At 65.9% G+C, this 25,607-nt stretch carries 20 protein-coding genes and 1 pseudogene; 10 read left to right on the top strand and 11 right to left on the bottom strand.

Annotation, left to right across the window (positions count from 1 at the left end):
- Nucleotides 1-111: 111 nt before the first annotated feature.
- The 3 genes from ACVWWN_RS15410 to ACVWWN_RS15400 are packed head-to-tail and all read right to left on the bottom strand — an operon-like array spanning nt 112 to nt 2,665.
- Nucleotides 112-852, bottom strand: a complete 741-nt coding sequence (locus tag ACVWWN_RS15410) for a 3-oxoacyl-ACP reductase family protein (protein ID WP_457144676.1) — start codon at nt 850-852, stop codon at nt 112-114.
- The gene (locus ACVWWN_RS15405; protein ID WP_457144675.1) at nt 852-1,712 is read right to left on the bottom strand and encodes an NmrA/HSCARG family protein; all 861 of its coding nucleotides are present in this window, start codon (nt 1,710-1,712) and stop codon (nt 852-854) included. The genes ACVWWN_RS15410 and ACVWWN_RS15405 overlap by 1 nt, the downstream gene beginning before the upstream one ends.
- Entirely contained in the window at nt 1,709-2,665 is a 957-nt protein-coding gene (locus ACVWWN_RS15400; RefSeq protein ID WP_457144674.1) for a DUF5996 family protein, read from the bottom strand. The genes ACVWWN_RS15405 and ACVWWN_RS15400 overlap by 4 nt, the downstream gene beginning before the upstream one ends.
- A gap of 469 nt (nt 2,666-3,134) precedes the next feature.
- Here ACVWWN_RS15400 and ACVWWN_RS15395 point away from each other — a divergent pair, with 469 nt between their 5' ends.
- Nucleotides 3,135-5,858, top strand: coding sequence for an AAA family ATPase (locus ACVWWN_RS15395; RefSeq protein ID WP_457144673.1), 2,724 nt, complete (start codon nt 3,135-3,137; stop codon nt 5,856-5,858).
- Nucleotides 5,859-5,913: 55 nt separating this feature from the next.
- Here the strand turns inward: ACVWWN_RS15395 and ACVWWN_RS15390 are convergent.
- From ACVWWN_RS15390 to ACVWWN_RS15360, 7 genes and pseudogenes are all read right to left on the bottom strand, one after another.
- A pseudogene (locus ACVWWN_RS15390) lies at nt 5,914-6,965 on the bottom strand (substrate-binding domain-containing protein).
- A gap of 67 nt (nt 6,966-7,032) precedes the next feature.
- On the bottom strand, nt 7,033-8,073 hold the full coding sequence (locus ACVWWN_RS15385; RefSeq protein WP_457144672.1) for an ABC transporter permease: 1,041 nt from the start codon (nt 8,071-8,073) through the stop codon (nt 7,033-7,035).
- Nucleotides 8,070-9,605 (bottom strand): sugar ABC transporter ATP-binding protein, encoded by a 1,536-nt coding sequence (locus tag ACVWWN_RS15380; RefSeq protein WP_457144671.1) that lies wholly within the window; start codon nt 9,603-9,605, stop codon nt 8,070-8,072. Before ACVWWN_RS15380 ends, ACVWWN_RS15385 begins: the two co-directional genes overlap by 4 nt.
- Nucleotides 9,602-10,630: an NAD(P)-dependent alcohol dehydrogenase gene (locus ACVWWN_RS15375; RefSeq protein WP_457149144.1), complete on the bottom strand. Its 1,029-nt coding sequence runs from the start codon at nt 10,628-10,630 to the stop codon at nt 9,602-9,604. The genes ACVWWN_RS15380 and ACVWWN_RS15375 overlap by 4 nt, the downstream gene beginning before the upstream one ends.
- A gap of 8 nt (nt 10,631-10,638) precedes the next feature.
- Nucleotides 10,639-11,280, bottom strand: a complete 642-nt coding sequence (locus ACVWWN_RS15370) for a ribulose phosphate epimerase (RefSeq protein ID WP_457144670.1) — start codon at nt 11,278-11,280, stop codon at nt 10,639-10,641.
- 71 nt (nt 11,281-11,351) lie between these two features.
- Entirely contained in the window at nt 11,352-12,851 is a 1,500-nt protein-coding gene (locus ACVWWN_RS15365; RefSeq protein ID WP_457144669.1) for an FGGY family carbohydrate kinase, read from the bottom strand.
- Nucleotides 12,848-13,486, bottom strand: coding sequence for an SIS domain-containing protein (locus ACVWWN_RS15360; protein ID WP_457144668.1), 639 nt, complete (start codon nt 13,484-13,486; stop codon nt 12,848-12,850). The genes ACVWWN_RS15365 and ACVWWN_RS15360 overlap by 4 nt, the downstream gene beginning before the upstream one ends.
- 157 nt (nt 13,487-13,643) lie before the next feature.
- On the opposite strand from ACVWWN_RS15360, the gene ACVWWN_RS15355 reads away from it, so the two are divergent.
- The 8 genes from ACVWWN_RS15355 (at nt 13,644) to ACVWWN_RS15320 (ending at nt 23,766) form a co-directional block, all read left to right on the top strand.
- A complete protein-coding gene (locus tag ACVWWN_RS15355; protein WP_457144667.1) occupies nt 13,644-14,564 on the top strand; it encodes a sugar-binding transcriptional regulator in 921 nt (306 codons plus the stop codon).
- Between the two features lie 25 nt (nt 14,565-14,589).
- Nucleotides 14,590-15,363 carry an SDR family oxidoreductase gene (locus ACVWWN_RS15350; RefSeq protein WP_457149143.1) on the top strand — a complete coding sequence of 258 codons (774 nt, stop codon included), beginning with the start codon at nt 14,590-14,592 and terminating at the stop codon, nt 15,361-15,363.
- 170 nt (nt 15,364-15,533) lie between these two features.
- Nucleotides 15,534-15,893, top strand: a complete 360-nt coding sequence (locus tag ACVWWN_RS15345; RefSeq protein ID WP_457144666.1) for a hypothetical protein — start codon at nt 15,534-15,536, stop codon at nt 15,891-15,893.
- A 692-nt stretch (nt 15,894-16,585) separates the two neighbouring features.
- Nucleotides 16,586-20,107 carry a carboxylic acid reductase gene (car, locus tag ACVWWN_RS15340; RefSeq protein WP_457144665.1) on the top strand — a complete coding sequence of 1,174 codons (3,522 nt, stop codon included), beginning with the start codon at nt 16,586-16,588 and terminating at the stop codon, nt 20,105-20,107.
- A 174-nt stretch (nt 20,108-20,281) separates the two neighbouring features.
- Entirely contained in the window at nt 20,282-21,100 is an 819-nt protein-coding gene (locus ACVWWN_RS15335) for a hypothetical protein (RefSeq protein WP_457144664.1), read from the top strand.
- The gene (locus tag ACVWWN_RS15330) at nt 21,090-21,623 is read left to right on the top strand and encodes an FGGY family carbohydrate kinase (RefSeq protein ID WP_457144663.1); all 534 of its coding nucleotides are present in this window, start codon (nt 21,090-21,092) and stop codon (nt 21,621-21,623) included. Before ACVWWN_RS15335 ends, ACVWWN_RS15330 begins: the two co-directional genes overlap by 11 nt.
- A gap of 14 nt (nt 21,624-21,637) precedes the next feature.
- The gene (locus ACVWWN_RS15325) at nt 21,638-23,164 is read left to right on the top strand and encodes a GMC family oxidoreductase (RefSeq protein WP_457144662.1); all 1,527 of its coding nucleotides are present in this window, start codon (nt 21,638-21,640) and stop codon (nt 23,162-23,164) included.
- 5 nt (nt 23,165-23,169) lie between these two features.
- Nucleotides 23,170-23,766, top strand: a complete 597-nt coding sequence (locus ACVWWN_RS15320; RefSeq protein WP_457144661.1) for a DUF2165 domain-containing protein — start codon at nt 23,170-23,172, stop codon at nt 23,764-23,766.
- Between the two features lie 113 nt (nt 23,767-23,879).
- Here ACVWWN_RS15320 and ACVWWN_RS15315 read toward each other — a convergent pair whose 3' ends face one another.
- Entirely contained in the window at nt 23,880-24,038 is a 159-nt protein-coding gene (locus tag ACVWWN_RS15315; protein WP_457144660.1) for a hypothetical protein, read from the bottom strand.
- A gap of 116 nt (nt 24,039-24,154) precedes the next feature.
- On the opposite strand from ACVWWN_RS15315, the gene ACVWWN_RS15310 reads away from it, so the two are divergent.
- The gene (locus tag ACVWWN_RS15310) at nt 24,155-25,606 is read left to right on the top strand and encodes an APC family permease (protein ID WP_457149142.1); all 1,452 of its coding nucleotides are present in this window, start codon (nt 24,155-24,157) and stop codon (nt 25,604-25,606) included.
- The last annotated feature ends 1 nt before the right edge of the window (nt 25,607 follow it).

Below are 25,607 nucleotides of genomic sequence, written 5' to 3'. Positions count from 1 at the left end.
TGGTCGAAGCCCTGAGAGCCACCCTCCGGGTGAGTTCACCGATTTGGTACCGGGAAAGTGCCCGCCGCGGCAGTTTCAGTCTGAGCTTGATTTCCGGCCCGCTCCGTCAGGTCAGGCGGCGAATCCGCCGTCGACATTCCAGCTGATGCCCGTGATGAAGCCTGCTTCTGGGCTCGCGAGGTAGGCGACTGCACTGGCGATGTCAGCCGGCCGGCCGTAGTGGGCGACGGCGATGCGTTCACGCATCGCATCGGCAAATTCACCCGCCTCGGGGTTGGCATCGGTTGCGGTCGGGCCTGGCTGGATCACGTTGACGGTGATCCCGCGCGGCCCCAGCTCGCGCGCTAATCCGCGTGTCAATCCGGCGACGGCGGCCTTCGTCATCGCGTAGACAGCGCTGCCGGGCCGCGGGACGTGGTCGGCAAAGATGCTACCAATCGTGATGATCCGCCCACCGCTAGCTAGGTGAGGTATCGCACGCTGAATCGCGGTGAAGACGGCGCGAACGTTGATCGCGAGCATCCGTTCGAACCGCTCCGGCGGAAAAGACTCGACCGAACCGGAGGTGGCCATCCCGGCGTTGTTCACGAGGATGTCCAGTCCGCCGAATTGCGACACTGTTTCATCAACGGCCGCGATGACCTGGCGCGTGTCGGCGCTGTCGGCCTTGATCGCCACCGCCATACCGCCCTGCGCCAAGATGTCCGATCGCAGTTCGTCGGCCGGGCCAGCCGATGCGGCGTACGTGAACGCCACTCGGGCACCGTCCGCTGCCAACCGCTGCACGATCGCCGCACCGATTCCGCGCGACCCGCCGGTTACCAGTGCACGCCTTTCGCATAGCAGCGTCATCAGGTTGTCCTGGTGGCCGGTTCGAAGGTCTGCTGCACCCAGTCGGCGAACGAGGTCCATGCGATATCCGGGTTCTGCGCGCGAAGGACGTCGACCCCGACACGGTATCCGGGGCCGTTGAGGAACTGCCACATCGCATGCATATCCGGATTGCGGATCGACTCGAGCGGTGTCTGTTCGTGTCGCACTGGTCGACCCAGCGCTGTACTGAGGACCGCGCTCATCTGCCGCGGCGTCACGGAGTCGCCGGCGAGTTCGATGCGCTGCCTTACAAATGGTTTCGGCTCCAGCAACACCTTCGCGACGAAAGCACCCAGATCCGAGCGGGCCAACTGTTGCAGGGGGCGGTCGGGCGGCAGGGGTAGCTCGAGAACTCCGGCATCGATACCGTCCATGCCCCCGAGCGCGTTGTCGAAGAAGTAAGTGGGCGCGGTGATTGTGTACGGCAAACCACTCGAGATCAGCTCCTGTTCGATGATCGCCTTGCTCTCGAAATGCGGCACCCCGGTGTGCTGGTCGGCGCTGGCCACAGAGCTGAGCACCAGGTGCGGGACGCGCGCGCCGACTGCTGCGCCCAGGATGGCGCGGCCCTGGGTCACCTCGGCATCAACCCCGCTCTCGAACGGAGTGGTGACGGCAAACACTGCATCGACACCACGCATCGCCGTGCTCAGCGCCGCGAGGTCGTCAAACGAACCCGCAACGAGGTGAACACCACGCTCACCAAGGCGGCGGGCCGAGAGCGCCTCAGGCCGGCGCACCATGGCCCGCACCGCCGCCCCACGGGTGAGCAGCGCGTCGGTCACCGCGCCGCCCTGTCCCCCCGTCGCTCCTAGTACCAGAATCGGCCTACCAGTCATGTGAGGCGCCGGGCAATTACGTTGGCGGACAGCCGGTGCGGATCGTCTTCGAGTGCGGCGCGGTCCCAGCCACCGCGGTCCGCCGCCGCGGCGTACGTGCTGTGCAGGAACTGCGAAAGCGTCTGATCTGGATTGTCGGCGGTGCGCACGGCCTCGTACGGCAGGAGGAACTGCTTGTACTCGTCGCTGTAGAAGGCAGCATCAGGCCCTACCGCACAGTCCGCGAAGCCCTCCGGCTCGGGATATGCGTAGGCGTAGAAGGCGCCTTCTTCGCCACCGCCGGGCCAGAAGCCACAGCTGCTGAGCTCACGGGAGTAACCCTCGGTCATCACCCAGTCCGGGCAGTTGGGTGCGCCGCCCGCGTGCTCGGGCGCCGGCCGTCCCGAAAATCGGGTGCAGGCCAAATCCATAGCGCCCCAGAAGAAATGCACAGGACTGACCTTGCCGACAAATGAGGCGCGAAATTCACCGATGACACGATTGGCCTGCACCAGCTGCTGCCAGAACATGCGTGCAGCGTCGGGGTCGTAATCGGCATGCTGATAGTCCTCAGCGAACCGAATGGCGGCGTGAACCTCGTTCGGGTGCGCGACGATGCGCGATGCGATGCCCAAACTGTCCAGCGTAGAGAGCGTTTCGCCGTAGAATTGGGCCACCGATTTAGGCGCCAGTGGCACCGAACGCTCGCTTCCGTCGCTGTGACGGATCGCCAGCACATGGTCGACGAAGTTGAACTCTATGTCGAACATCGCAGTGCCGTATGGGATGGCGCCCGTAGTCAAGCCGCGCGGGCTGACGTACAACGTCACCTGCCACCAGTGGTTGATCAACGGCATGTGGGCCAGGCGAATCTTACCGACGATCTGCGCCCACATGTGCAGGGTCTCTCGGGTGGGCGTCCAGTCCTCAACCCGCGGCGATGGCCATCCGTACGTCCCGACCCGGGCCTCCATCCGGCTCCTTTCGAGCGGCACCTCCACCGCGACGCATGCCAAGAACCGATCCGATGTTCGGCGTAGCGACTTCACTCAGAACCGTGCGCGACGGTCCTGGCCCGGTGCCCGGTCCCTGATCTGGGTAGCACTGTGCGATCGCCGCGAAGAGGCGCCGTGCGGTAGGCCTGCGACAAATTGTGCCGCCACCGAAAGGGTATAAGACGGGCCGGGCGTCGGCCAGGGCTCACACCGTATTGGTGCCGCTGCGAGCGACCTCATCGCATGTGACCGCCTGGACGCCGGGCCAGAGTGCGGTGCCCACCGCGCGCCGGCGCCGAGCGCCTCGATGACCGCCAGCCGGGCGCGTGCTGAAGCCCCGAGCCTGTCGAGTTGAATGCCATTGGCGGATGGCAACCATTGCCCGATGAGCCGCCGTGCGAGCAGAACTGCATGTAGAGCGGTGGCGGATTTGGAACTATCTATTGCGATGGAGCTGATCAACCGCCGGGCAGAACGCAGCCAACTGGATGGTGTGCTGCGGGATTTGCGGTCGGGTCAGAGTCGGGTGATGGTGATCCATGGCGATCCGGGCATCGGCAAGTCGGCGTTGATGGACTACCTGGCGAGTGAGGCCTCGGACTGCCGACTGGTCCGTGCCGCCGGTGTCGAGTCCGAGATGGAATTGGCATACGCGGCTCTGCAGCAGTTGTGCGTGCCCATGCTGGATCGACTCGGCCGTCTTCCGCCCCCGCAACGTGCCGCTCTCGAGACGGCGTTCGGCCTGAGTCCGGGCCCGCCGCCGGATCGGTTCCTGATCGGGTTGGCAGTGTTGAGCCTGTTCGCCGACGTGGCCGATCAGCCCCTGCTCTGCTTGATCGATGACCTGCAATGGCTGGATCGCGGCTCGGCGCAGACTCTCTCCTTCGTCGCACGCCGCCTCGGCGCCGAAGCGGCGGGCATGGTCTTTGCGACCCGGGTTCCCCATCCGGACCTGGCGACGCTGTCTGAGATGGCGGTCGGTGGCCTGCGCGAACCTGATGCCAGGGCGTTTCTGGACTCCACGCTGGCCGCGCCTCTCGATGATCAGGTCCGCGACCGCATCATCGCCGAGACGGGCGGAAATCCGTTGGCGTTGCTGGAGTTGACTCGCGGTTCGAGTGCGCATGAATTTGCCGGTGGGTTCGGACTTCCGGGGACCGCGCAGTTGTCAGCCGCGGTTGAAGCTAGCTTCATGCGCGACGTGCAGGCACTGCCTGAGACGACTCGCCGCCTGCTGCTGCTGGCGGCGGCCGAGCCGCTGGGTGATTCGGCGCTCTTGTGGCGAGCCGCCGCACGGTTCGACATTGGAGGTGACGCGACTGCGCCGGCAGTCGAAGCGGGCCTGGCGTTTTTCGGTGCCCGCGTGCGATTTCGCCATCCGCTGGTGCGTTCAGCCGTCTATCGATCTGCGTCCGTTCGGGACAGGTACGCGGTGCACCAAGCGCTGGCGGCGGCTACCGATCCACAGATCGATCCTGACCGGCGTGCGTGGCACCGGGCCCAGGCAACCGACGGTCCCGACGAAGACGTCGCCGCCGAACTCGAGCGTTCGGCGGCCCGTGCACAGGCTCGTGGGGGTCTGGCTGCAGCCGCCGCGTTCCTCGAGCGAGCGACCGTGTTCACATTGGATCAGGGCCGGCGGGCTGAACGGGCGCTGGCCGCAGCGTCGGCCAATGTGGATGCGGGTGCGTTCGACGCTGCGGTGGACCTGCTGAAGGCGGCTGAAAGCGGCCCGCTCAGCGATTTTCAACATGCCCGCGCCGACCTTTTGCGGGCCCAACTCGCATTCGTCACAGGCCGGGGCAGCGAAGCCCCGCCGTTGTTGGTGAAGGCCGCCGAGCGGCTGGAGTCGATCAACGTCGCGCTGGCCCGCGCGACCTACGTGCACGCTCTACAGGCGGCGATATTCGCGGGTCGCTTGGCGGTCGGTGGCGGCATCGTGGATGTGGCACGTGCGGCGAAGATGTCGCCGCGGCCGTCGAATCCGACTCTCTCTGACCTTCTCCTCGACGGATTTGCGGCGAACTTCACAGACGGGTACGCCGCCGGCCTACCGATGTTGCGCCGCGCCGTCAGCATGGCCCGCGGCGAGGTGACGGGCGAAGAGCAGCGGTTTCTGTGGTTGGCCGGAATCGCCGCTTTACACGTCTGGGATGACGACAGCTGGGACGCGATCTCGAGTCGTCATGTCGAGCTCGGCCGTTCGGCAGGCGCGCTGGCCGAGCTGCCGCTGGCACTGAGTTCTCGTGCGATCATGCTCACGTTCGCCGGTGACCTCACCGCAGCCGGCGCCCTCCACCAGGAACTGAAGACGGTGACAGAAGCGACCGGCGACAGCCTCGCGACCGATCCCGCGATGAGCCTTGCCGCGGTCCGCGGCAATCGGGATCAGGCGTCGGCGTTGATCGAGGCAACCCACCAAGGTGTCATGCGCCGCGGTGAGGGGATGTGGCTGAGCGTCGCCGAGTGGGCGGAGGCGGTCCTGAACAACGGTGTGGGCGACCATCAGGCCGCGCTGACCCCAGCCCAACGCACTGTCCAGCAGCCGGATCTCGCCCTTTCCGCCTGGTCTGCACTCGAGCTCATCGAAGCCGCCGCGCGTAGTGGGGCCTCCGATATCGCGGCCGGCGCCGTCGCGGAGCTCTGTGAGATGACGAGTGCCAGCGGCACCGATTGGGCGCTCGGTGTCGAAGCGCGATCACAGGCGTTACTGAGCGAGGGAGCCGACGCCGAGCCACTGTATCGGGACGCCATCGAGCGGCTCGGTCGTACGCGGATGCGCGTCGAACTTGCCCGTACCCATCTGCTGTTCGGGGAGTGGCTGCGCAGGCAGCGGCGCCGGACCGACGCACGGACCCAGCTGCATATCGCGCAGGATTCGTTCGATGCAATGGGAATGAAGGCGTTCGCCGACAGGGCCCGGCGAGAACGTCGAGCCACCGGGGAGAGTGCCCGCCCCCGCGCAACCGGGCCGACCGGTCCGCCACTCACGTCGCAGGAAGAACAGATCGCGCGATTGGCCGCCGAAGGCTTGACCAACCCTGACATCGGCGCCCGGCTCTTCATCAGCGCCAAAACCGTTCAATACCACCTGAGCAAGGTGTTCGCCAAGCTCGGCATCAGGTCACGGAGCCAGCTCGAGCAGACCTTCGCCGGCAATCGCGGCTCCTAGAGTCGACAACAAAGGCCGGTCACCGAGATGACCGGCCCTGTTGTGCACTAACGCTTTACGGCTGCTTCTGGCCGGGGATGCCTTCGTAGGCGATGTCGCCGGTCTTGAGGTTCTGCGCGGTCAGCTCGCTGAGCCCGTCCAAGAACTTCTTGCGGTCGGTCACCACATGCTGGATCGCTACGTCGACGTTGTCCTTGGTGATGGCTGGCATGATGTAAACGGGTTCGGTGTTGACCTGTTCCTTCTTGGCCAGCGCGTTGGCAACGGCCAGGCCTGCGGACAGCTCCACGGTGCCGTTCTGCAATGAGGTACCGATGAACTCACCGCTCTTGACCGCGTTGAGGCCGTCCTCGATACCGTCGATCCCGACGATCGGCACATCCGTGCGGCTGGATTCCTTCAGTGCCTGCAGCGCCCCGAGTCCCATGTCGTCGTTCTCCGACACCACCGCGTTGATCTGGGGTCCGAAGCCCGAGATCCAGTTCTTCATCTTGTTGACGGCCTCGTCGCGCTTCCAGTTGGCGGTGTCCTTGGCCAGCACCTTGATGTCGGGGTACTTGGCAAGGACCTGCTCGATTCCCTTGGTGCGGTCGATTTCACCCGACTGCCCCAGCGGGCCCTGCAGGATCACGATGTTGCCTTTGCCGCCGAGAGGTGGTCGGCCATCATCTGCATCTCCTGCTCGCCCGCGGCGACATCGTCGGGTTGCACGTTGCCTGCGACGTCCTTGTTGTTCAGCGCCGCATTGACCGGAACCAGCGGAATTCCCTTGGCTTTTGCCGATGCGACCTGCGGGCCCAGCGAATCCGCCTGCACCGGCACGACGATGATGGCGTCGACGCCCTGGTTGATCATCGAGTCCACCTGGTTGGCCTGAGTGGACACGTCGAGATTGGCCGAGTTCCAGACCAGTTCGATGTTGTTGTCCTTGGCGTATTGATCCATGCCCTCCTTGCCCGCAGTGATGAAGGAGCTCATGTCGTACACCGAGACGCCGATCCGCTTGGTGTCCTTGTTGGCCGAGGTGTCGCCCGCGCCGCAGGCAGTGAGGCCGAGGCCGAGCACGCCTGCCGAGGCGATGGCCGCGATCTTGATGGGAGTTTTCATTGGTAAACTCATTTCTCTTGCAGTGACCTATTTCGACTGTGGAATATGCTGCAGCGCTTGGACTTGCTCAGATGCGCCTCCTGGAAGACCACACGTCGACGGCCACCGCCGCGACGATGAGCACGCCCTTGATGACGTCCTGCCAGTACGCGGGCACGACGAGGATGTCCAAACCGTTGTTCAGGGTCATGATCATGAACAGGCCCAAAGCCGTTCCCCAGACGGTGCCGCGTCCGCCCATCAGGCTCGCGCCGCCGATCACGACCGCGGCGATGGCGTCGAGTTCGTAACCCTGCCCCAGGTTGGGTGGGCCGGAGATGACGCGAGATGCCAGCATCACCCCGGAGATTCCCGCTAGCAGTCCCGAGATCGCGTACACGCTGAACAGCACGTTCTTGGCGTTGATACCGGCGATTTCCGCGGCGCTGCGATTGCCGCCCACGGCATAGACCCGCATGCCGTAGGTGGTGCGCTTCATGATGATCGCCAACGCGATGATGCCGACGATCATGAGCAGCACCGGGATCTGGAGACCGAGGATCTTGGTGTTGGCGATCGAGCCGAACTCGGCGGGCAGCCCGTTGATCGGTGCGCCCCCGCCGATCACATATGCCATGCCGGAACCTGCGGTGAGGGTTCCCAGCGTCGCGATGAACGGTGGAACGTTTATGCGCGACACCAGGATTCCGTTGAGGGACCCGACGGCCAGGCCGACCACCATGGCGACGAGCACCGTCATCCAGACCTGTCCGGGGTTGGCCTTGGCAGTTGCCGCGGCTGCCATCGCCGACACGGCGATCACACTGCCGACCGAAAGATCGATGCCGCCGGTGAGGATGACCAACGTCTGGCCGAGTGCGATCAGTGCGAACGGCGCCGCGGCCACCAGGATGGTGATCAGGTTGTCGGGTGTGGAGAATCGTGCGCTGCGGTAGCTGAAGTAGGCGATCACCAGCAGCACCACGATCACCATCGAGTAGCGCAGGAGAATGCCCGAAAACCACTGCCGGGAGAACAGTTTGACGGGCTCGCCAGTGGTCGCGGAGGCGACGGTGTGGGTCGTCGCCGTTTCCGGCGGCTTGCCGTCTGCGTCGAGTTGGGTGGTCATGAGGCTTTCTCCTCGGTGGTGTCAGTGTTCTTGGCGTCCAGAGCGGTGGCCAGTCGGAAGACCGACTCCTGAACCTCGGGATGGTCGAGCGCGTCGCGGTCGAGCTCGCCCACCAGCGTGCCGCCGCGCATGACGAAGGCCCGGTGGGACAGCCCGACGATCTCCGGCATATCCGACGATGCCATCAGCACCGCCATGCCTTGGGACGCGAATTCCGTGACAATGCGGTAAATCTCGCTGCGGGCCCCGACATCGACACCGCGGGTCGGCTCGTCGAGCAACAATACGTTCACGTCTCCGGTGAGCCAGCGGGCCAGCACCACCTTCTGTTGGTTGCCGCCGGACAGGGTGCCGACCTCCTGGCCCAGCCCGCGGCTGCGCAGGCGAACCGAGGTCATCACGTCGGAGACCGCCTTGGTGCGCGCCTTGCCCCGAAGCCAGCCGGCCAGGGATAACGAGGACAGCCGGGGCAGTGAGCCGTTGTCCAGCACGCTCATCGACAACACGACGCCGGACAGCTTGCGGTCCTCGGGCACCATCGCCATGCCTGCGGTGATCGCCGCGGCGGGTCGATTGCGCTTGACCGTGCGTCCGCGGACCAGGATGTCGCCGGCCGTGGAGCTGCGGGCGCCGAAGATCGCCTCGAGCAGTTCGGTTCGTCCCGCTCCCACGAGTCCGGCCAGGCCGACGATCTCGCCTGCCTTGACGGTGAACGAGACGGGTCCGGTGGCGCCCGCGACGTGAAGGTCGCGGACCTCGAGGACGGTGTCGGCACCCGGTGCCGGACGCTCGGGGAACAGCGCATCGAGTTCTCGGCCGATCATTGCGGTGACGATGTCGTCGTCGGATACGTCCGCGATGGGTTTGTCGAGAATCAGTCCGCCGTCCCGCAGCACCACGACCCGGTCGGCAACAGCACGGATCTCGGCCATCTTGTGGGTCGTGTAGACCATGGCGACACCGCGCTCACGGAGCTGCCGGACGACCTTGTACAGCCCTTCGACCTCCCGCTCGGAGATCGCGGAGGTGGGTTCGTCCAGCATGACGACCTGCGCACCCGTCCGCGCCGCCTTGACGATCTCGACGATCTGGCGCAGTCCGACCGGCAGGCTGCCCATTCGGGCGGTCGGCGAGATCGCGACATCGAAGACGGCGAGGGTCTTTCGGGCCTCGTCGATCATGGCGCGACGGTTCAGGAAGGGTCCGCGGCGAATCTCGCGGCCGACGAAGAGGTTCTCGTAGACGGTCATGTCCTCGATGGAGGCCAGCTCCTGCGGCACGATCGCCACGCCGTGCTTGACGGCGTCGTGAGTGTTGCCGGGTGTCAGGTGGGCGCCCTGCACCGAAACTGTGCCATGGTCGGCGGTGTACTGTCCGCTGACGATCTTCATCAGCGTGGACTTGCCCGCGCCGTTCTCGCCCGCCAGCGCGGTGACGGTGCCCGGTTCAAGTACCAGCGAGATGCCCGTGAGCACCGGCACACCGCCGAAACCCTTTCGGATGTCGGTGCATTCGAGCAGCGGCTGACTCACGAGGGCACCACGATCGACTTGAGGCTGGCCGGTTCGGAATCGCTGTCGAGAGCCTCACCAACGTGCTCCAGGTCGTACCGACCGGTCACTATCCCGTCGAGGTCGACGGCACCGCTGGACACCAAGTGGATCGCCGCGGGCCACGTGTCGGTGTAACGGAAGACGCCGGTCACGCTGATCTCCAGGTTCTGGATATGACTGATCGGCAATGGAAAGTCGCCCGAGCCCATGCCGACCAGCACGACGTGTCCAGCGGGGCCGACGGCCTTGATGCCACTGACAACTGCGGGGGCCGCACCACTGGCGTCCACGAAAGCGTCGACCGGGGGATCGAGCGCGGCGACGTCCACGGCCGCCGGATCGAGCACCTCGGTGGCGCCGAACTGCAGCACCCGCTCGCGGCGGGCAGGCATGGGGTCCGATACGACGATCCGCGCGGCTCCGAACGCCCGCGCGGCTTGAGCGCAGATCACCCCGATCGGTCCAGCGCCTGCGATCAGAAGGGACGAGCCGGGCACCACGTGCGCCTTGCGCATCGTGGCGATCGCCACCGACAGCGGTTCGAGCAGCGCGGCGGCCTCATCGGACATCGAATCCGGCACGGGATGCGCCATGTCGTCGTCGGTGAGCACGTACCGGCAGAACGCACCGTCGATCGGCGGCGTGGCATAGAACTCCATGTCCGGACAGAGGTTGTAGCGACCGGCCTTGCACTGCTTGCACCGGCGGCACGGATGCTGAGGCTCCACCGCGACACGCTGACCGACCCGTTGCGGGTCCACTTCGGCGCCGACCGCGGCGATCCGCCCGGACAGTTCGTGCCCGAGGATCATGGGTGCATCGACGACGAAGTCCCCGATCCGCCCGTGCTGGTAGTAGTGGACGTCTGAACCGCAGACCCCGACGGCGGCAACTTCGACGAGCACTTGGTGGGCGCCGGGGACGGGCACCGGCCGGTCTTCGATCCGCAGTGTGCGGACGCCCGTCATCACACTCGCCCGCATGGTGCTGGGCGCAGGGTCCATCGTTGCGGTCACTTCACATTTCCTTTCGCTGGGGCGAGCAGGGCGCGCCCGACGACCATGGATTGAACGCCGGCCGCAACACACAGCGGCGCAACTTCTTCGGTGACGCCGCCGTCGACGATGACCGGCAGCTCGGCAGCGCAGGCGGCTGCGATCGCGATCCGATCCGGCAGGCAGGTCCCCGCCGTCCCGGGTTCGAGGAGCATGACGAGCGCTCCGTCGGGCGACGTGGGCCACCGCGGTACACCCACGCCGTCCCATTCGGTCCACAGCGCGATCCAGGGCGAGCAGCCCGCAGCGCGCACGGCCTCAATCCGTTGACCGGTGAACGAATGCCAGGGCAGGAACACCTTGCCGGGTCGGGTCGCCAGCACGGCGGGCAGCACGGCGTCGACAAAAGCTTCCGAGCCGATGAGTTGCACACCGACGCGGACACGTGGAACCGACTCGGCGATGTCCCGAAGTTCTTCCACGCTCACTCCGACGGGATAACCTTCGTCGGCGGCCATCACGTCGACGTGCACATCGAGGCCGGCGTCGGCCAACTCGCGGGCGCTCTGCCTGCGCTCCCCCCGCGGCACGGCGTACACCGACCCTGCCAACAGCCCTGGGTACCGGGCATGCCACCGGGCGAGGCGCCTCGGGATCATGCCTCGACTCCCGCTCGCTCCGGTCCTCGCTCGTCCCTCGCTGCGATCCTCACTCGCGCTCGCCTTCGGGATCATGCCTCGACTCCCGAATCCAACACTGGCGACGCCGCCAACTCCGCCCACCTGTTGCGCAGCGCCTCCAGATCGCGGCCATGCCGGGCCGCCGGTACGCGTTGGCGGACGGCGGGTTGCCATGACTTGGCCAGATCCGTCAGTCCGGCGACATCAGCCCCGCTCGCGACCGCGGCGGCCTGCACGCACGCCCCTCGAGCGGTGGCGTCATCGGCATCGAACACGACGATCTCGTCGTCCAGCAGATCAGCGAGCAGTTGCAGCGTCGCCGGCGACCGTGCGCCGCCGCCCACGGCAACGGCGGCACCGTCGAGGCGGATCCCACAATCGAGCAGCTGATCGCGGCCGCTCATCAGAGACAACAACGGACCCTCGACGAAGGCGCGCGCGAGTTCCGCGCGCGTGGTGTGCGAGGTGACGTCGGCCAGCGCGCCGCGCGCATGCGGCCGGTCCGGTTTGCGTTCGCCGTCGAGGAAGGGCACCAGCACCGGACCCACGGTGTCGCCGGCATCGAGCGCGAGTTCAGCCAGCCCGGCGAGGTCGGTGCCGAGCAGACGTGCCGCGACATCGCTGACCCGCGCGGCGTTGAGCGTGCTGACAAGTGGCAGGTACCCGCCGGTGAGGTCGCAGACACCATCGACCATCCCCTTGAGGTCGTAGACGGGCATGCGCGAGGAGGTGGCGATAACCCCGGAGGTGCCGATCCCGATGTACTGGTCGCCATCGGTGAGCCCGAGCCCGAGGTAGGCGGCATGCTGGTCACCCCCGCCGGCCGCGACGACAATGTCGGAGCCGTCGCTGTCGAGGCCGAGACTGGCGATGGCCGCCGGACCGACGGTGCCCGCGGCCTCGCATGGTGAAAGCACCGACGGCAACAATGCAGCCCAGTCCCTGCTGCCGCCGGCCAAGGCGAGGTATTCCGGGATCCACTGTTCTGCAACGGAATCGAAATACCCGGTACCCGACGCATCGGAGCGGTCGGTGACCTTCGCCCCGCTGAGCCAGAACGTCAGGAAGTCATGCGGCAGCAGGATCGACGCGGCACGGTCGAGCACGGCCGGTTCTTGGTCGGCGATCCAGGCCAGTTTGGCGATGGTGAAGGCGGCGGTGGGAGTGGAACCGATCCGCCGCAACCACTTCTCGGCCCCGATTCGCTCGACCAGCCGATTCAGGTTGGGCGTGGCGGTCGTGTCGTTCCACAGTTTCGCGGGACGCAGCGGCCGGTCATGTTCATCGAGCAGTACCAGGCCGTGACATTGTGCGGCGACCGCGATGGCGCACAGTCGGGGCGTCTCGACGCAGTGGGCCAGCGCATCGCGCGCCGCGTCGACGAAGGCGGCGATCCATGCCTGCGGATCCTGTTCACTGCTCGGCGGAAAGGCAGGCGGATGCGGGGCGGACGCTCGGGACAGCAGCTGTCCGGTGACCAGCTCACGGACCTCGACCTTGCACGATTGCGTTGACGAATCTACGCCCAGCACAACAGGATTGGCGCTCATGTCCGCACCACAGGCTCCGATTCGTCCCCGGGCCGGTGCCCGCGGTGGCCAACGCCGCCCGAGGGATGGCTGTTGATGACGTCGCGCAGGGTGAGCCCGCGCATCGCCATGGTGACCACCGCGAGCGCGTCACCCCACGCGCCGACCGCCAGCGTGCTGGCGAGCGCGATCATGTCCCCGGGATCGGCATCGGGCGCCGTCGGCGGCAGGAGCGCCACCATGGTCGCGGAGCTCGCGAACGGCGATTCGGGATTCTCGGTCACTGCGACCACCTCCACGCCGCGGTCGACGAGACGGCGCACCAATTCCGTCAACTCACCGGATCGCCCGGTCTTGGAGATCGCGAGCACCAGGTCGGCGCGCGTGATCGCGCCCATCCCGCCGTGAAGCGCATCCATCGACGGCAGATAGACCGCGGGTGTTCCACATACGGACAGGAGGTGAGCGAGTCGCTCGGCCATGATGCCGGAGGTGCCCGACCCCGTCGTCACGACCTTGCCACCGACGGCCAGCACCTGGCGTGCGACATCGATGACGGCCTTCTCCGTGGTGCCCACCAGCGCGGCAACCGCGGCCGATTCGCGGGACAGTACCGAGCCGGCCAGCGTCACCAACTCGACGTCCTGTCCTTGCATCCAGCCGCCTCCCGGGTGCCGTCTACCCAACGCTCGTTTGTGATATGCGTCGCTCATCTGATTGCTTGTGATGCGAATCATTCTCGGGGCTATGCTCATATGTCAAGCGGTAGCGCTCATATGAGCGGGCAATGGGGATGCAGTGAGGGAGAGCGTCGTGAGGCCGGATGAGCTGTTCCAGCGCGCCGTGATCGCGCGCCGCTACTACCTCGAAGGACGCACGCGGGTAGAGATCGCCGAGGAGTTCGGACTGTCACGGTTCAAGGTGGCCAGGGTGCTGGAGGAAGCGCTCGAATCCGGCATGGTCGAGATCACCATCCACGACCCCGGCTCGATTGACGTGGAGGTGTCTACTGCGCTTCAGCGGCGGTACTCCCTGCAGCACGCGTACGCGGTCGCCGCCGATGCCACGAACACCGCCGACCGGGTCGAGGCGGTCGCCAAGGCGATGGCCGAGTTGCTGCAGTCGATCGTGCGCCCGGGGGATGTCATCGGCGTCGACTGCGGCCGCACGATGACGCACATCGCGCCGTATCTCAGCGACCTACCGCAGTGCGACGTCGTGCAGCTGACGGGATTGGCCGGAGCCCTCACGACCAACGGTGCCGACCTGGCTCGACGGATCAGCGCCGCCGCCGGCGGCAAGTCATGGCCGCTTTACGCCCCCCTGGTCGTGCCGGATGCCCGAACTGCCGCGAGCCTGGCAGGTAATCAACAGATCCAGCACACCTTTGCCCAGCACGACAAGGTCAGCTGCGCCCTTGTTTCGATCGGCGCGTGGGGACCGGACACGTCACAGGTTTACCCGTCATTGCCCGAATCGGAGGCGCTGGCGTTCCTGGAGGCCGGTGTGTGCGCGGAGACGTGCGCCTTGTTGCTGGATGCCGATGGCAACCGGGTACCCGGGCTCGACGAGCGTCGGATGGGAATCAGCGAGAACGCGCTTCGGGCAATCCCGACCGTCATCGCCATCGCCACGGGTTCCGCGAAGATCGCGGCAACCAGGGCCGTGCTGCGTTCCGGACTGGTGTCGGCCGTCGTCACCGACACCGAGGTCGCTGCCGCCGTACTCGATTGACGTCAATCCCGAAAACCGAAAGGACATCACCGAAATGCCGGAACCGATCGTTGATTTGGACTTCAACCTACGCGACAAGACCGCACTGATCACCGGCGGGGCCTCCGGCATCGGTGCGGCCATCGCCTCGGCGTTCGTCGCGAAGGGCGCCCGGGCGGCGGTCGTCGACCTCAACGAGTCCGCGGCAATGGAGATGGCCGCCACCGTCGGCAACGATAGCCGCGGCTTCCATTGCGACGTCGCCGATCCCGCATCCGTGACCGCGACCGTGGATGAGGTTGTCGAGGCGCTGGGCAACATCGACATCCTCGTCAACAGTGCGGGGGTAGCCATCCTCGCCCCCGCCGAGGACCTTGAACTGGGCGCGTGGGACAAGACGATCGACGTCAACCTGAAGGGCACGTTCCTCATGAGCCAGGCGGTGGGCAGGCACATGTTGGCGGCGGGCCACGGCGTCATCATCAACATGGCCTCGCAAGCCGCGACCGTGGCGCTCGACCAGCACATCGCCTACTGCGCATCGAAATTCGGGGTGGTCGGCATCTCGAAGGTGCTTGCCGCAGAATGGGGCGGCCGCGGCGTGCGGGTCAACACCATATCCCCCACCGTGGTGCTCACCGAACTCGGCCACAAGGCGTGGGACGGACCGCGGGGCGACGCGCTCAAAAAACTCATTCCCACCGGGCGCTTCGCCTACCCGAACGAAATCGCCGCCGCCGCAGTGTTCCTCGCGTCCGATGCCGCGGCCATGATCACCGGCGCCGACCTGCTCGTCGACGGCGGTTACACCATCAAGTGACGGCACCGCCGGCCGCGTGATCCCGACAGCCGGCTCTCAGATACTTCTGCGGCATACACGGCGTCGGCCAAAGCTCACAGCGGGCCTCAAGCTCGCGCTGTTCGCGCTCTCATAATTGCGGCTTAGCGTCGAGATGCGTTGCACCACTTAGTTATGAAGGGAGCAGATCGATGCTACGAAGATCACCGCTACGGACACTCACGCTCGCGGCGGCGGGAGTATCACTCATGGCCGCACTGGCGGTTCCGGCTGTCGCGTCGGCCAACGTACCGACGGCGCCACCGACTGGTTATGCGACCGACTGGGGACACTACGGCCGTAACGGGCCTGCGCACCCGCGTGACTGGGATCACCCGGAATGGGGTCCCGGGTGGAACAATGGCTATCCGGCCCCCGGCTGGTATCCGCCGGCCGGCTGGGCGCCACCCCCGGACTGGTACCCCCCGCGCGGCTGGGCGCCGCCTCCGGATTGGGTCGGGCCCTGCGCCGGACCACTTTTCAACCTGTTCCACCCGCTACGCTGCCAATAGCCGATGCTCTGAGCCTGCCCCCACGTGGGGCAGGCTCAGAGCCCTTATCGGTTGTAGACTTCGAGCGCATGCGCGATCCAGCCGGCGCAGCGCCCGATCACGAAAACCGCCTCCCCGGCAATGCCCCTGACCGGCTGTTGCGGGAAACCGACTGGCCGCACAGCGGAGGCAGGGCGCGGACCACGGACAACCGGTGACGGTTGAACCCTTCCGCACCGAAGACGACATGCTTCTGCGCGTGAAACACATTGTGTGGAATAGCATCAGGTGACCGAATCTGATCCGAAGGGTTGGCCGGACGCCAGTCCATGGAACCAGGGACTGTCGGCCCCTCATTTCAGCAGCGGACGTAGCGGATTCAACATCGGACAGCCTGACCGCGGAACGTGCCAAGAGCCGTGTCGGAGGTCACAGACCTCGGACGATCCGGCGCAGCGCACACGCGTGATATTGATCACCGTTTCCGGCGCCGGGTGCTTCCAATATTGCGCGGCTTCTGCCGCCTGAACGGAAGCATTTGTCCGGCAAATGCTTTCATCGCCTCCGAGCCAGGCTCGGTGACCGCGCACTCAGCCGTGTTGGCGCATTGACAGCGACCGTCCAGGAATAATTAGCCTTCCTAAGGTACTTAGTCTAGTAGGCCGTTAGGCCACATTGACACTTAATTCATGTTCGTTGAAGGAGATCTTCCGATGTCAACTTCAGCCAATACTCGCGAAGCACGGACCCAAAGCCGCTTCGAGAAATTGACCTCGACCGACCCGCAACTCATCGCGGCCCGGCCAGATCCGGCGGTGACCGCAGCCCTTGCCGAGCCCGGCCTGCAACTCACTGACGCAATCCGCACAGTGATGAACGGCTACGCCGACCGCCCGGCGCTGGGCCAGCGCGCCGTTGACTACGTCACCGGCGCAGACGGCCGTACCGTCGCCGAACTGCTGCCCCGCTTCGACACCCTGACCTTCCGCGAGACGTGGAATCGCGTCCGCGCGCTCGCCGACGCACTGGCCGGCAACCCGGTCCATCCCGGCGACCGCGTGGCCACTCTCGGCTTCACCAGTGCCGACTACGCGATCGTGGACATGGCGCTGTCACTGACCGGCGCCGTCGCAGTTCCATTGCAGACCAGCGCGCCGGTGCAACAACTGCACCCCATCCTCGTCGAAACCGAACCGGTCGCGATGCTGTCCAGCGTCGACCACCTTCCGGACGCCGTCGAACTCGCGCTCACCGCCTACACACCAAAGCGCCTGGTGGTCTTCGACTACCACCCGCAGGTCGACGATCACCGCGAAGCGTTCGAGTCCGCCGCGGCACGCCTCGCCCCGCACCAGGTCACCGTCGAGTCGCTCGACGACGTCATCGACAAGGCCGCCCAGCACACCGACGGACCCGAGATTCAGCGCGGCGACAGCGATGCGCTGCGGCTCCTGATCTACACATCCGGCTCCACGGGAACCCCGAAGGGCGCGATGTACACCGACCGGCTGATGACCAACTGCTGGCGTGGATGGTTCAGCCCCGAATGGGACACCGACAACAGGCTGCCGTCCATCACGATGAGCTTCATGCCGATCAGCCACGTGATGGGCCGAGTGATCCTCTACTCCACCCTGGCCGCAGGCGGAACGTCTTACTTCGCCGCTCGCAGCGACCTGTCCACTCTGCTCGACGACCTCGCGCTGGTGCGCCCGACCAAACTTGATCTGGTGCCCCGCATCTGGGAGATGCTGTTCCAGGAGGTGCAGAGCCAGGTCGATCACCGCTGGATCGAGGGGACCGACCGCGACACCGTCGAGCAGCAGGTGATGGCGGAGCAGCGGGAGAAACTCATTGGTGGGCGCCAGTTCTCGGCGCTGACGGGCTCGGCGCCCATTTCACCAGAACTGCGGTCGTGGGTGGAGGATTTCCTCGACATTCGCCTGACCGAAGGCTACGGCTCCACCGAGGACGGCGTCATCATCGTCGACGGCCGCATCAAGCGCCCACCGGTGACCGACTACAAGTTGGCGGACGTTCCCGACCTCGGCTACTTCGCCACCGACCGGCCCTACCCGCGCGGCGAACTGCTCGTCAAGACACCGGATCTGATCCCCGGCTACTACAAGCGGCCGGAAGTCACCGCCGAACTCTTCGACAGCGAGGGCTGGTACCACACCGGCGACGTGATGGCCGAGCTCGGGCCCGATGAGCTCGTCTATGTGGACCGCCGCAACAACGTGCTCAAACTTTCGCAGGGCGAGTTCGTCACCGTGTCCAAACTGGAGGCGCTCTATGGCGGACATCCGTCCGTGCGTCAGATCTTCGTATACGGCAACAGCGCCCGCTCGTACCTTCTGGCAGTGATCGTCCCGACCGACGATGCACTGGCCAGTGTCGGCGGTGACGTCGCGGCGGTGAAGCCGGTGCTCAGCGAGGCGCTGCAGAGCGTCGCGAAGGACGCGGGTCTGCAGTCCTATGAGGTGCCCCGGGATTTCCTGGTGGAGACGACACCGTTCACGTTGGAGAACGGACTGCTGACGGGGATCCGTAAGCTGGCCCGCCCCAAGCTGAAGGAGCATTACGCCCCGGTGCTCGAGCAACTGTACGTCGATCTGGCGGACAACCAGGCCGACCTACTGCGCTCCCTGCGCAAGGATGGTGCGAAGCGGCCGACGGCGGAGACCGTGACCCGGGCCGCAGGTGCGTTGCTGGGTGCCGCCTCTGCCGATGTGAACGTGGGCACGGCGTTCACCGATCTGGGTGGAGATTCGCTTTCGGCGTTGACCTTCGGCAACCTGCTGCGTGAGATCTTCGACGTCGACGTGCCGGTCGGCGTGATCGTCAGTCCGGCCAGCGACCTGGCATCGATCGCGGCCTACATCGACGCGCAGCGTGCCGGCGGCGCCAAGCGACCGACCTACGATGCCGTGCATGGTCGCGACGCGACGGAGGTGCGTGCCCGCGACCTGACGCTGGACAAGTTCCTCGACGAGGCGACGCTGGCCGCCGCACCGTCGCTGCCCAAAGCGAGCCACGAGGTCCGCACGGTGCTGCTGACCGGGGCGACCGGTTTCCTCGGACGCTATCTGGCGCTGCAGTGGCTCGAGCGGATGAATCTGGTTGAGGGCAAGGTGATTCTGCTGGTGCGTGCCCGCGACAATGCGTCCGCGCGGCAGCGCATCGACGCGACCTTCGACAGCGGTGACCCCCGCCTGCTCGAGCATTACCGGTCGTTGGCGGCGGACCACCTCGAGGTGCTCGCCGGCGACAAGGGTGAGGCGAACCTCGGGCTCGACGACGCCACCTGGCACCGGTTGGCCGACACTGTCGACCTGATCGTCGACCCCGCCGCCCTTGTCAACCACGTGCTGCCCTACAGCGAGTTGTTCGGGCCCAACGTCGTCGGCACCGCGGAGCTCATCCGCATCGCCCTGACGACGCGGATCAAGCCGTTCGTGTACGTCTCGACGATCGGTGTGGGTGACCAGATCGAGCCCGGCAAGTTCGTCGAAGAAACCGACGTCCGCCAGATGAGTGCGACCCGGGCGGTCAACGACGACTACGCCAACGGATACGGCAACAGCAAGTGGGGCGGCGAGGTGCTGCTGCGCGAGGCCCACGACCTGTGCGGTTTGCCGGTGTCGGTGTTCCGCTGCGACATGATCATGGCCGACACCACCTATGGCGGGCAGCTCAACGTGCCGGACATGTTCACCAGGATGATGCTGTCGCTGGTGGCCACCGGGATCGCGCCGTACTCCTTCTATGAACTCGATGCCGACGGGCAACGCCAGCGCGCGCACTTCGACGGGTTGCCGGTGGAGTTCATCGCCGACGCCATCTCGACGCTGGGCGTCAATGTGGTCGATGCCTTCGAGACCTACCACGTGATGAACCCCTACGACGACGGCATCAGCATGGACACCTACGTCGACTGGCTCATCGAGGCCGGCCACCAGATCACCCGCGTGCCCGAGTACGCCGACTGGCTGGCGCGGTTCGAGACGAGCCTGCGCGGGTTGCCCGACAAGCAACGTCAAGCCTCTCTGCTGCCGTTGCTGCACAACTACCAGAAGCCCGACCATCCGATCAACGGCTCCCTGGCACCTGCCGATCACTTCCGAGCGGCCGTGCAGGACAACAAGATCGGACCCGATAAGGACATCCCGCATGTCTCTGCACCGGTGATCGTCAAGTACGCGACCGATCTGGAGCTGCTCGGACTGCTCTAAGCGGCGGGCACAGATACCCTCCGGGCGGTTTCCACCTCAGCCGCCCGGAGGTGCTTGCCGTCTCGGATCTGCAACGGGTCGCACTGTGATCCCGGTAACACTCTTGACGCTTTGTCGGACGGTCGCGTTTTAGCGAGTAGGCGCCCTCGAGCTATGCGTCGCGAAGGAGTTGGCATGGATATTCGTGGCTACGACACCGGTCCGATTCCGTGTCAGGCGGCGTTCACCGCCGATTTCACCGCACCCGCCGGCGTGACAGTGGATCTCCTCGTCAACGCCGCCGAAGCGGACCGGCCCAGCATGGACGTTCGATCGGGGATGCGCCACAAGTACACACCCCTGCGTTTCGATCCCGCGACGGGGACCATCCACTCCGGCGGTCGTTACCTCTTCGACAATGTTGGCGACGCCGACGATTACCTCCGATTCACCACTGCGGAGCTGGAGCTGGAGCCCGGCGTGAAGTTCTGGGACCGGCCGTTCCTCCTGGGGGCTGACAAGCGGACTTGGCGAGTGGTCGGCGCCGAGGACCTCATGCCGATCGGCACGCACTTCGTCAGCCGACTGCAACGCTTCACCTACAGCGGCTCGTACATCCTCGGCTCCCTGGCGGCGGTGTGGCTCGCGATGCGCGACGATGCGATCCGCCAGGGTATGGCGAGCATCTGGCTGCTGGTACAGCCCGAGGATCGGCAACTCGGTATCGTGACGGCAGCCGCGTGGGCGCCGGGCAGCGACATCACCGATGCGGCTTCACGGTCCCTTGCCGCCCTCGAGCACAGCGAGTCCCTGGCACGTCTCCTGCCGCCGGAACTTTCGCTATGTGAAGAATTCGACCGCACGAGCCTCAACGTCTCTCTCTGGCTGCCGAAGTCACGCGACGCCGGAGGAGATGCGAGCGCGTTCCCGGCCTATCCGCTGCATCCCCGGCCGGTCGCCGCCCGCAATGGCACGTCCCACACGTCGGTGGGCTCGAGCGCGCGTGGCGCCTAGCTTCCTGATCGGAATCGATGTCGGAACCACAGCCGTCAAGGCGATCCTGATCGATGCGGCAGGCAATCGGCTCGCCGATTTCCAGCGCCCGGTGCCGATGTCGCGGCCGTCGCCCGGCTGCGCAGAACAGAATCCGGACCATTGGGCAGAAGCGGTGCTCGCTGTACTGACGCTGTTTGCCTCTCGCGTTGATCTGTCCGGGCTCGCGGCGATCGGCATCTGCTCGCAGGTGAACACCCATGCGTTCGTCGGCTCTGACCGCGGGGGGGCACTGATGCCCGCAATCACATGCCACGACACCAGGTACACCCCCGAAGCCGAGGCGCTGGACGCGCAGGTGAGTCGCTCCGAAGACGGCCTGGTTCGGCGGTCCGGTGCCGATCGACGCGAGCCGCGCGCTGTCCCGGATGGCATACGCGGCCCGGGTTCATCCCGATGTTTATGCCAAGACACGCGTGTCCCGAGCAACATGGCCGGAGGCGGGAACAATGCGCGCTATCGCCGCCGCGCACCACTGCCATGAGAGAAAGAAGCCCGATGTCCGACCATCGAAGGTATGACTTCATCGTCGTTGGCGCCGGCACCGCGGGATGCGTGCTGGCCGCCCGGCTGACCGAGGACGGACGAGCCTCGGTGCTGGTGTTGGAGGCTGGGAGCGCCGTACCGCTGGATGCGATGGCCGTACCGCAGCTGTGGCCGAGTTTGGCAGGCACCACAGCGGATTGGTCGGACCGGACCGTGCCGCAGGAGATCAACGGTGCGGTGGTGGATTGGCCGCGCGGGCGCGCCCTCGGCGGTTCGTCGTCGATCAATGCGATGAGCTTCAACCGCGGTCATCGGTCCAGCTATGACGCCTGGGCTGTTTCGGGTTGGGGTTTCGACGACCTCCTGCCCTACTTCAGACGTTCCGAACGTGCGCCGCACCGCGACGCTTCGCTGCGCGGTGTCGACGGGCCACTCACCGTGGCATCGGCGGCAGATCCGCACCCGGTGGCTCGGGCGGGGCTGGCGGCCGCCGAACACGCCGGTTTCGGGCGGGCATCCGACATCAGCGGTGGTTTGGACGAGGGCTTCGACTTCGTCGATTTGAACATCGTCGACCGCAGGCGTCAGAGCGCCGCCGACGCCTACCTGAATCCGGCGCGCGAACGGGACAACCTCGAATTGATCAGCGACGCGGTGGTCCATCGCGTGCTGATCGACGGTGACAGGTGCACGGGGGTCGAGTACTCGGTCGGCGATCAACTGAGCACCGCGTACTGCGTCGAGGATGGCACCGTCGTGCTGACCGCGGGCACCGTGGGTTCCGCGCAGGTGCTGATGCTCTCCGGCATCGGCCCCGCCAAACATCTGAGGGCGCATGGCGTTTCGGTGGTGGTGGACGCGCCCGGCGTCGGTGACAATCTCCACGACCATCCGATGTGCGGGGTGGTTTACCGGTCCGTACGACCGGTACCGCCGCCGACCTACTCCTTCGGCGATGGTCAAGGTTTGATCCGCAGCGGCGTACCGGGCGGCATCGACGGACCCGACGTGCAGATCATGACCGCTGTTGTGCCCTTGCGGGATTTCGCGCTGCCCGGCCCCGATATCGGAGAGGGGTACGCCATCATCTCCTCGCTGATGCTGCCGCAGACGCGGGGCACGGTGCGACTGGCGAGCGCGACGCCCGGCGAGGCGACCGTCATCGACCCTCGCTACTACGGCGAGTACCGCGACCTCGCAGCGATGGCGGCCGGCCTGCGTGCTGCCCGCAAGATCGGGATGTCGGAACCGTTGCGCGAATGGCGTGGCGCAGAGGTATGGCCCGGTCCCGAAGTCGCCGATGATCAATTCGAGAACTACGCCCCGCACAATATGCGCACCTACTCGCACTACGCGGGCACCTGCCGCATGGGGTCCGATGCCACAGCCGTCGTCGACCCCGAATTGCGCGTATACGGCGTCAGCGGCCTGCGCGTTGCGGATGCATCGATCATGCCCGGCCCCGTGTCCGCCAACACCAATGCCACCGTCTACGCCATCGCCGAACGGGCCGCCGACCTCCTCGCTCGATCAAAATGACATCGATGGGATCGGACCACCAAAGAAGCCATCGCGCGCCGGCGGCGCCACGATGGACAGCGCTCGGCACCCTCCCGGCCGTCAGCGGCGTGCTGGTGGGATTGAATGCGCTGTACCTGATCCTTGTCGTCGTCGGGAACATCACCGACTTCGGCGTCAACCAGCAGTTCGTCCATCACGTCCTGGCGATGGACACCATCAACCTCGGTCAGGCTCCCGGCACCCGTTTGGACCCGCACGTGACGTGGCGCGCACTGAACGCGACGGCTCTGCAGGATGCCGTCTATATCGGCATCGTCATCTGGGAGCTGGCAGCGGGTCTCGTGCTCGCGACGGCTCTGGCGATGTGGTTCGTCGACCGCGCGCAGCGCCGAGAATATGCACGTCGACTTTCGACCATCGGACTGTTGATGGTCGTGCTGCTGTTCTTCGGTGGATTCATCGACATTGGCGGCGAGTGGTTTCAGATGTGGCGGTCAACCACATGGAACGGGCTAGACACCGCGTTCCGCAACGTCCTGCTCGCCATCGCGACGCTCATCGTGATCCACCTGCCCGTCGCGGAGGCATCTGACGCGGCCCAACGTGACGTTGAAATGTGAAAGTGATTGTAATAGCGCAACAATCGCGATCCGAGTTGACCACACGGAGGTGGCCCGTGCGGATCGTCGAGTTGCCCAGTCGGCCGATGTCGACGTCATCCCCGCTCACGCTTCTACGACGATGGAGGCACCGTGCCGTCGACGTACATCGTCTGTGATCGAGACACCGCCTGGCCGCCCGGCGGCCAGGCGGCCAGCCGGGCTTCGCGACGCGGACAGCCCAGCCGCCTCGACCAGCAATTATTTTCGTATCCGTCAATTAGTTTCGTCATTCGAGCTCACCGTTGAGGAACTGTGTTCATAATCGACACGTCGGCAACTCGTCAAATTTGATCGGAATCCGACTTCCTCCAAACGAAGGTGAGGCGGCGCGGTGACGGAAGCTCCGATCAAGGTTCAGACCGCCGACGAAGAATGCCGGGACTGCGGCTACCAGCCGGAGCTCAAACGCACTCTCGGCTCCTTCCAGGTGTTCGCCGTCTCGTTCGCGTTCATCTCCGTTGCGGTCGGCATTTTCGGCACCTATGACAACGTTCTGCGCGACGCCGGACCGGTGGGAATCTGGCTCTGGGTCGTCGTCGCATTGGGGCAGACCCTGGTGGCCCTGGTCATCGCCCAATTCGCGGCACGGATACCGCTGTCCGGTTCCTCCTATCAATGGGCCTCCCGGCTCGCCAACCCGAAAGTCGGCTGGCTGTTCGGTTGGCTGACGTTCTGCTACCTCGCCCTCGGCGTCGTGACGGTCGACAACGCTCTTGCGAGCTCGGCGCTCATGCCGCTGTTCGGCATGGAGCCGGACGAGGGCACCGCGCGTGTGCTCACGCTCGCCGTGGTTCTCGTTCAGGCCGTGCTCGTGGTGGCCTCGACCCGCCTCGTCGGCCTGATCACGTCGGGCGCGGTGGGACTCGAGTTGGTGATCATCGTGGTGCTGTCGATCGGCCTCTTCATCGCGGTGGCGGTCACGGGCGAGGGTTCGGTCGGCAACCTCACCTCACGCGGTATCGCTGACGGCGCGCCGGACTACTTCGCCATCGGCGGGGGGTTGATGGCCGCGATGATCATGGGGCTCGCGACGCTGGTTGGCTTCGACTCGGCGGCCAACATGGCCGAGGAGGCCAAGGACCCGTTTCGCAGCGTGCCCCGCGCAATCGTGGGATCCGTGGTCGCGGCCGGGGTGCTGGGATTGATCTTCCTGATCGCGTTGACGATCGCGATCCGCGACATCCCCCGGATCAGCGCCAGCCAGACACCGGTCGCGGCGATCCTGCGCGATCAGCTGGGTCCGGTAATGGAGCGCTCGCTGTTGATCGCGATTGCGTTCGCATTCTTCGGCGCCGGACTCGTAACGCTGGCGACCTGTTCGAGGATGGTCTTCGCGATGTCGCGTGACGCACGCTTTCCCGCTCACCAACTGATGCGACGGGTCAACCCGCGCACTCAGACGCCGATTCCCGCAACCGTTTTGATCGTCATCGTCGGATTCGTCCTGATGGCCGCCCTGCCCGGTGGCGCACTGCTCGAGTTGCTCACGGTTGGTACGGTCCTCGCCGCGGTGCTCTACGGCGGCATCATAGTGCTCTACCTGGCGGTGCGGAAACGGCTGGGACGCAAAGAGGACGCGTTCGACCTCGGCCGCTTCGAGATCCCAGTAGCGATCGGCGCGCTGGTGTGGTCAGCCCTGGTGTTGTTCATGGTCGTATCACCCCCCTCGGCGGTGACATCAGTACTGATCTCTGTCAGCCTGCTCGTCGCCGGCGGGCTGTACTTCGGCTATCTGCTGATCTTTCAGCGCGAGGTGCTGGAAACCGAACCCGGCGCAGCCGCCGTCTTCTCGCATTGAT

The sequence above is a fragment of the Mycobacterium sp. URHB0021 genome (assembly GCF_054057895.1).
Note: the sequence above shows the minus strand (reverse complement) of the source record. Positions and strands in the feature narration are given on the sequence as shown.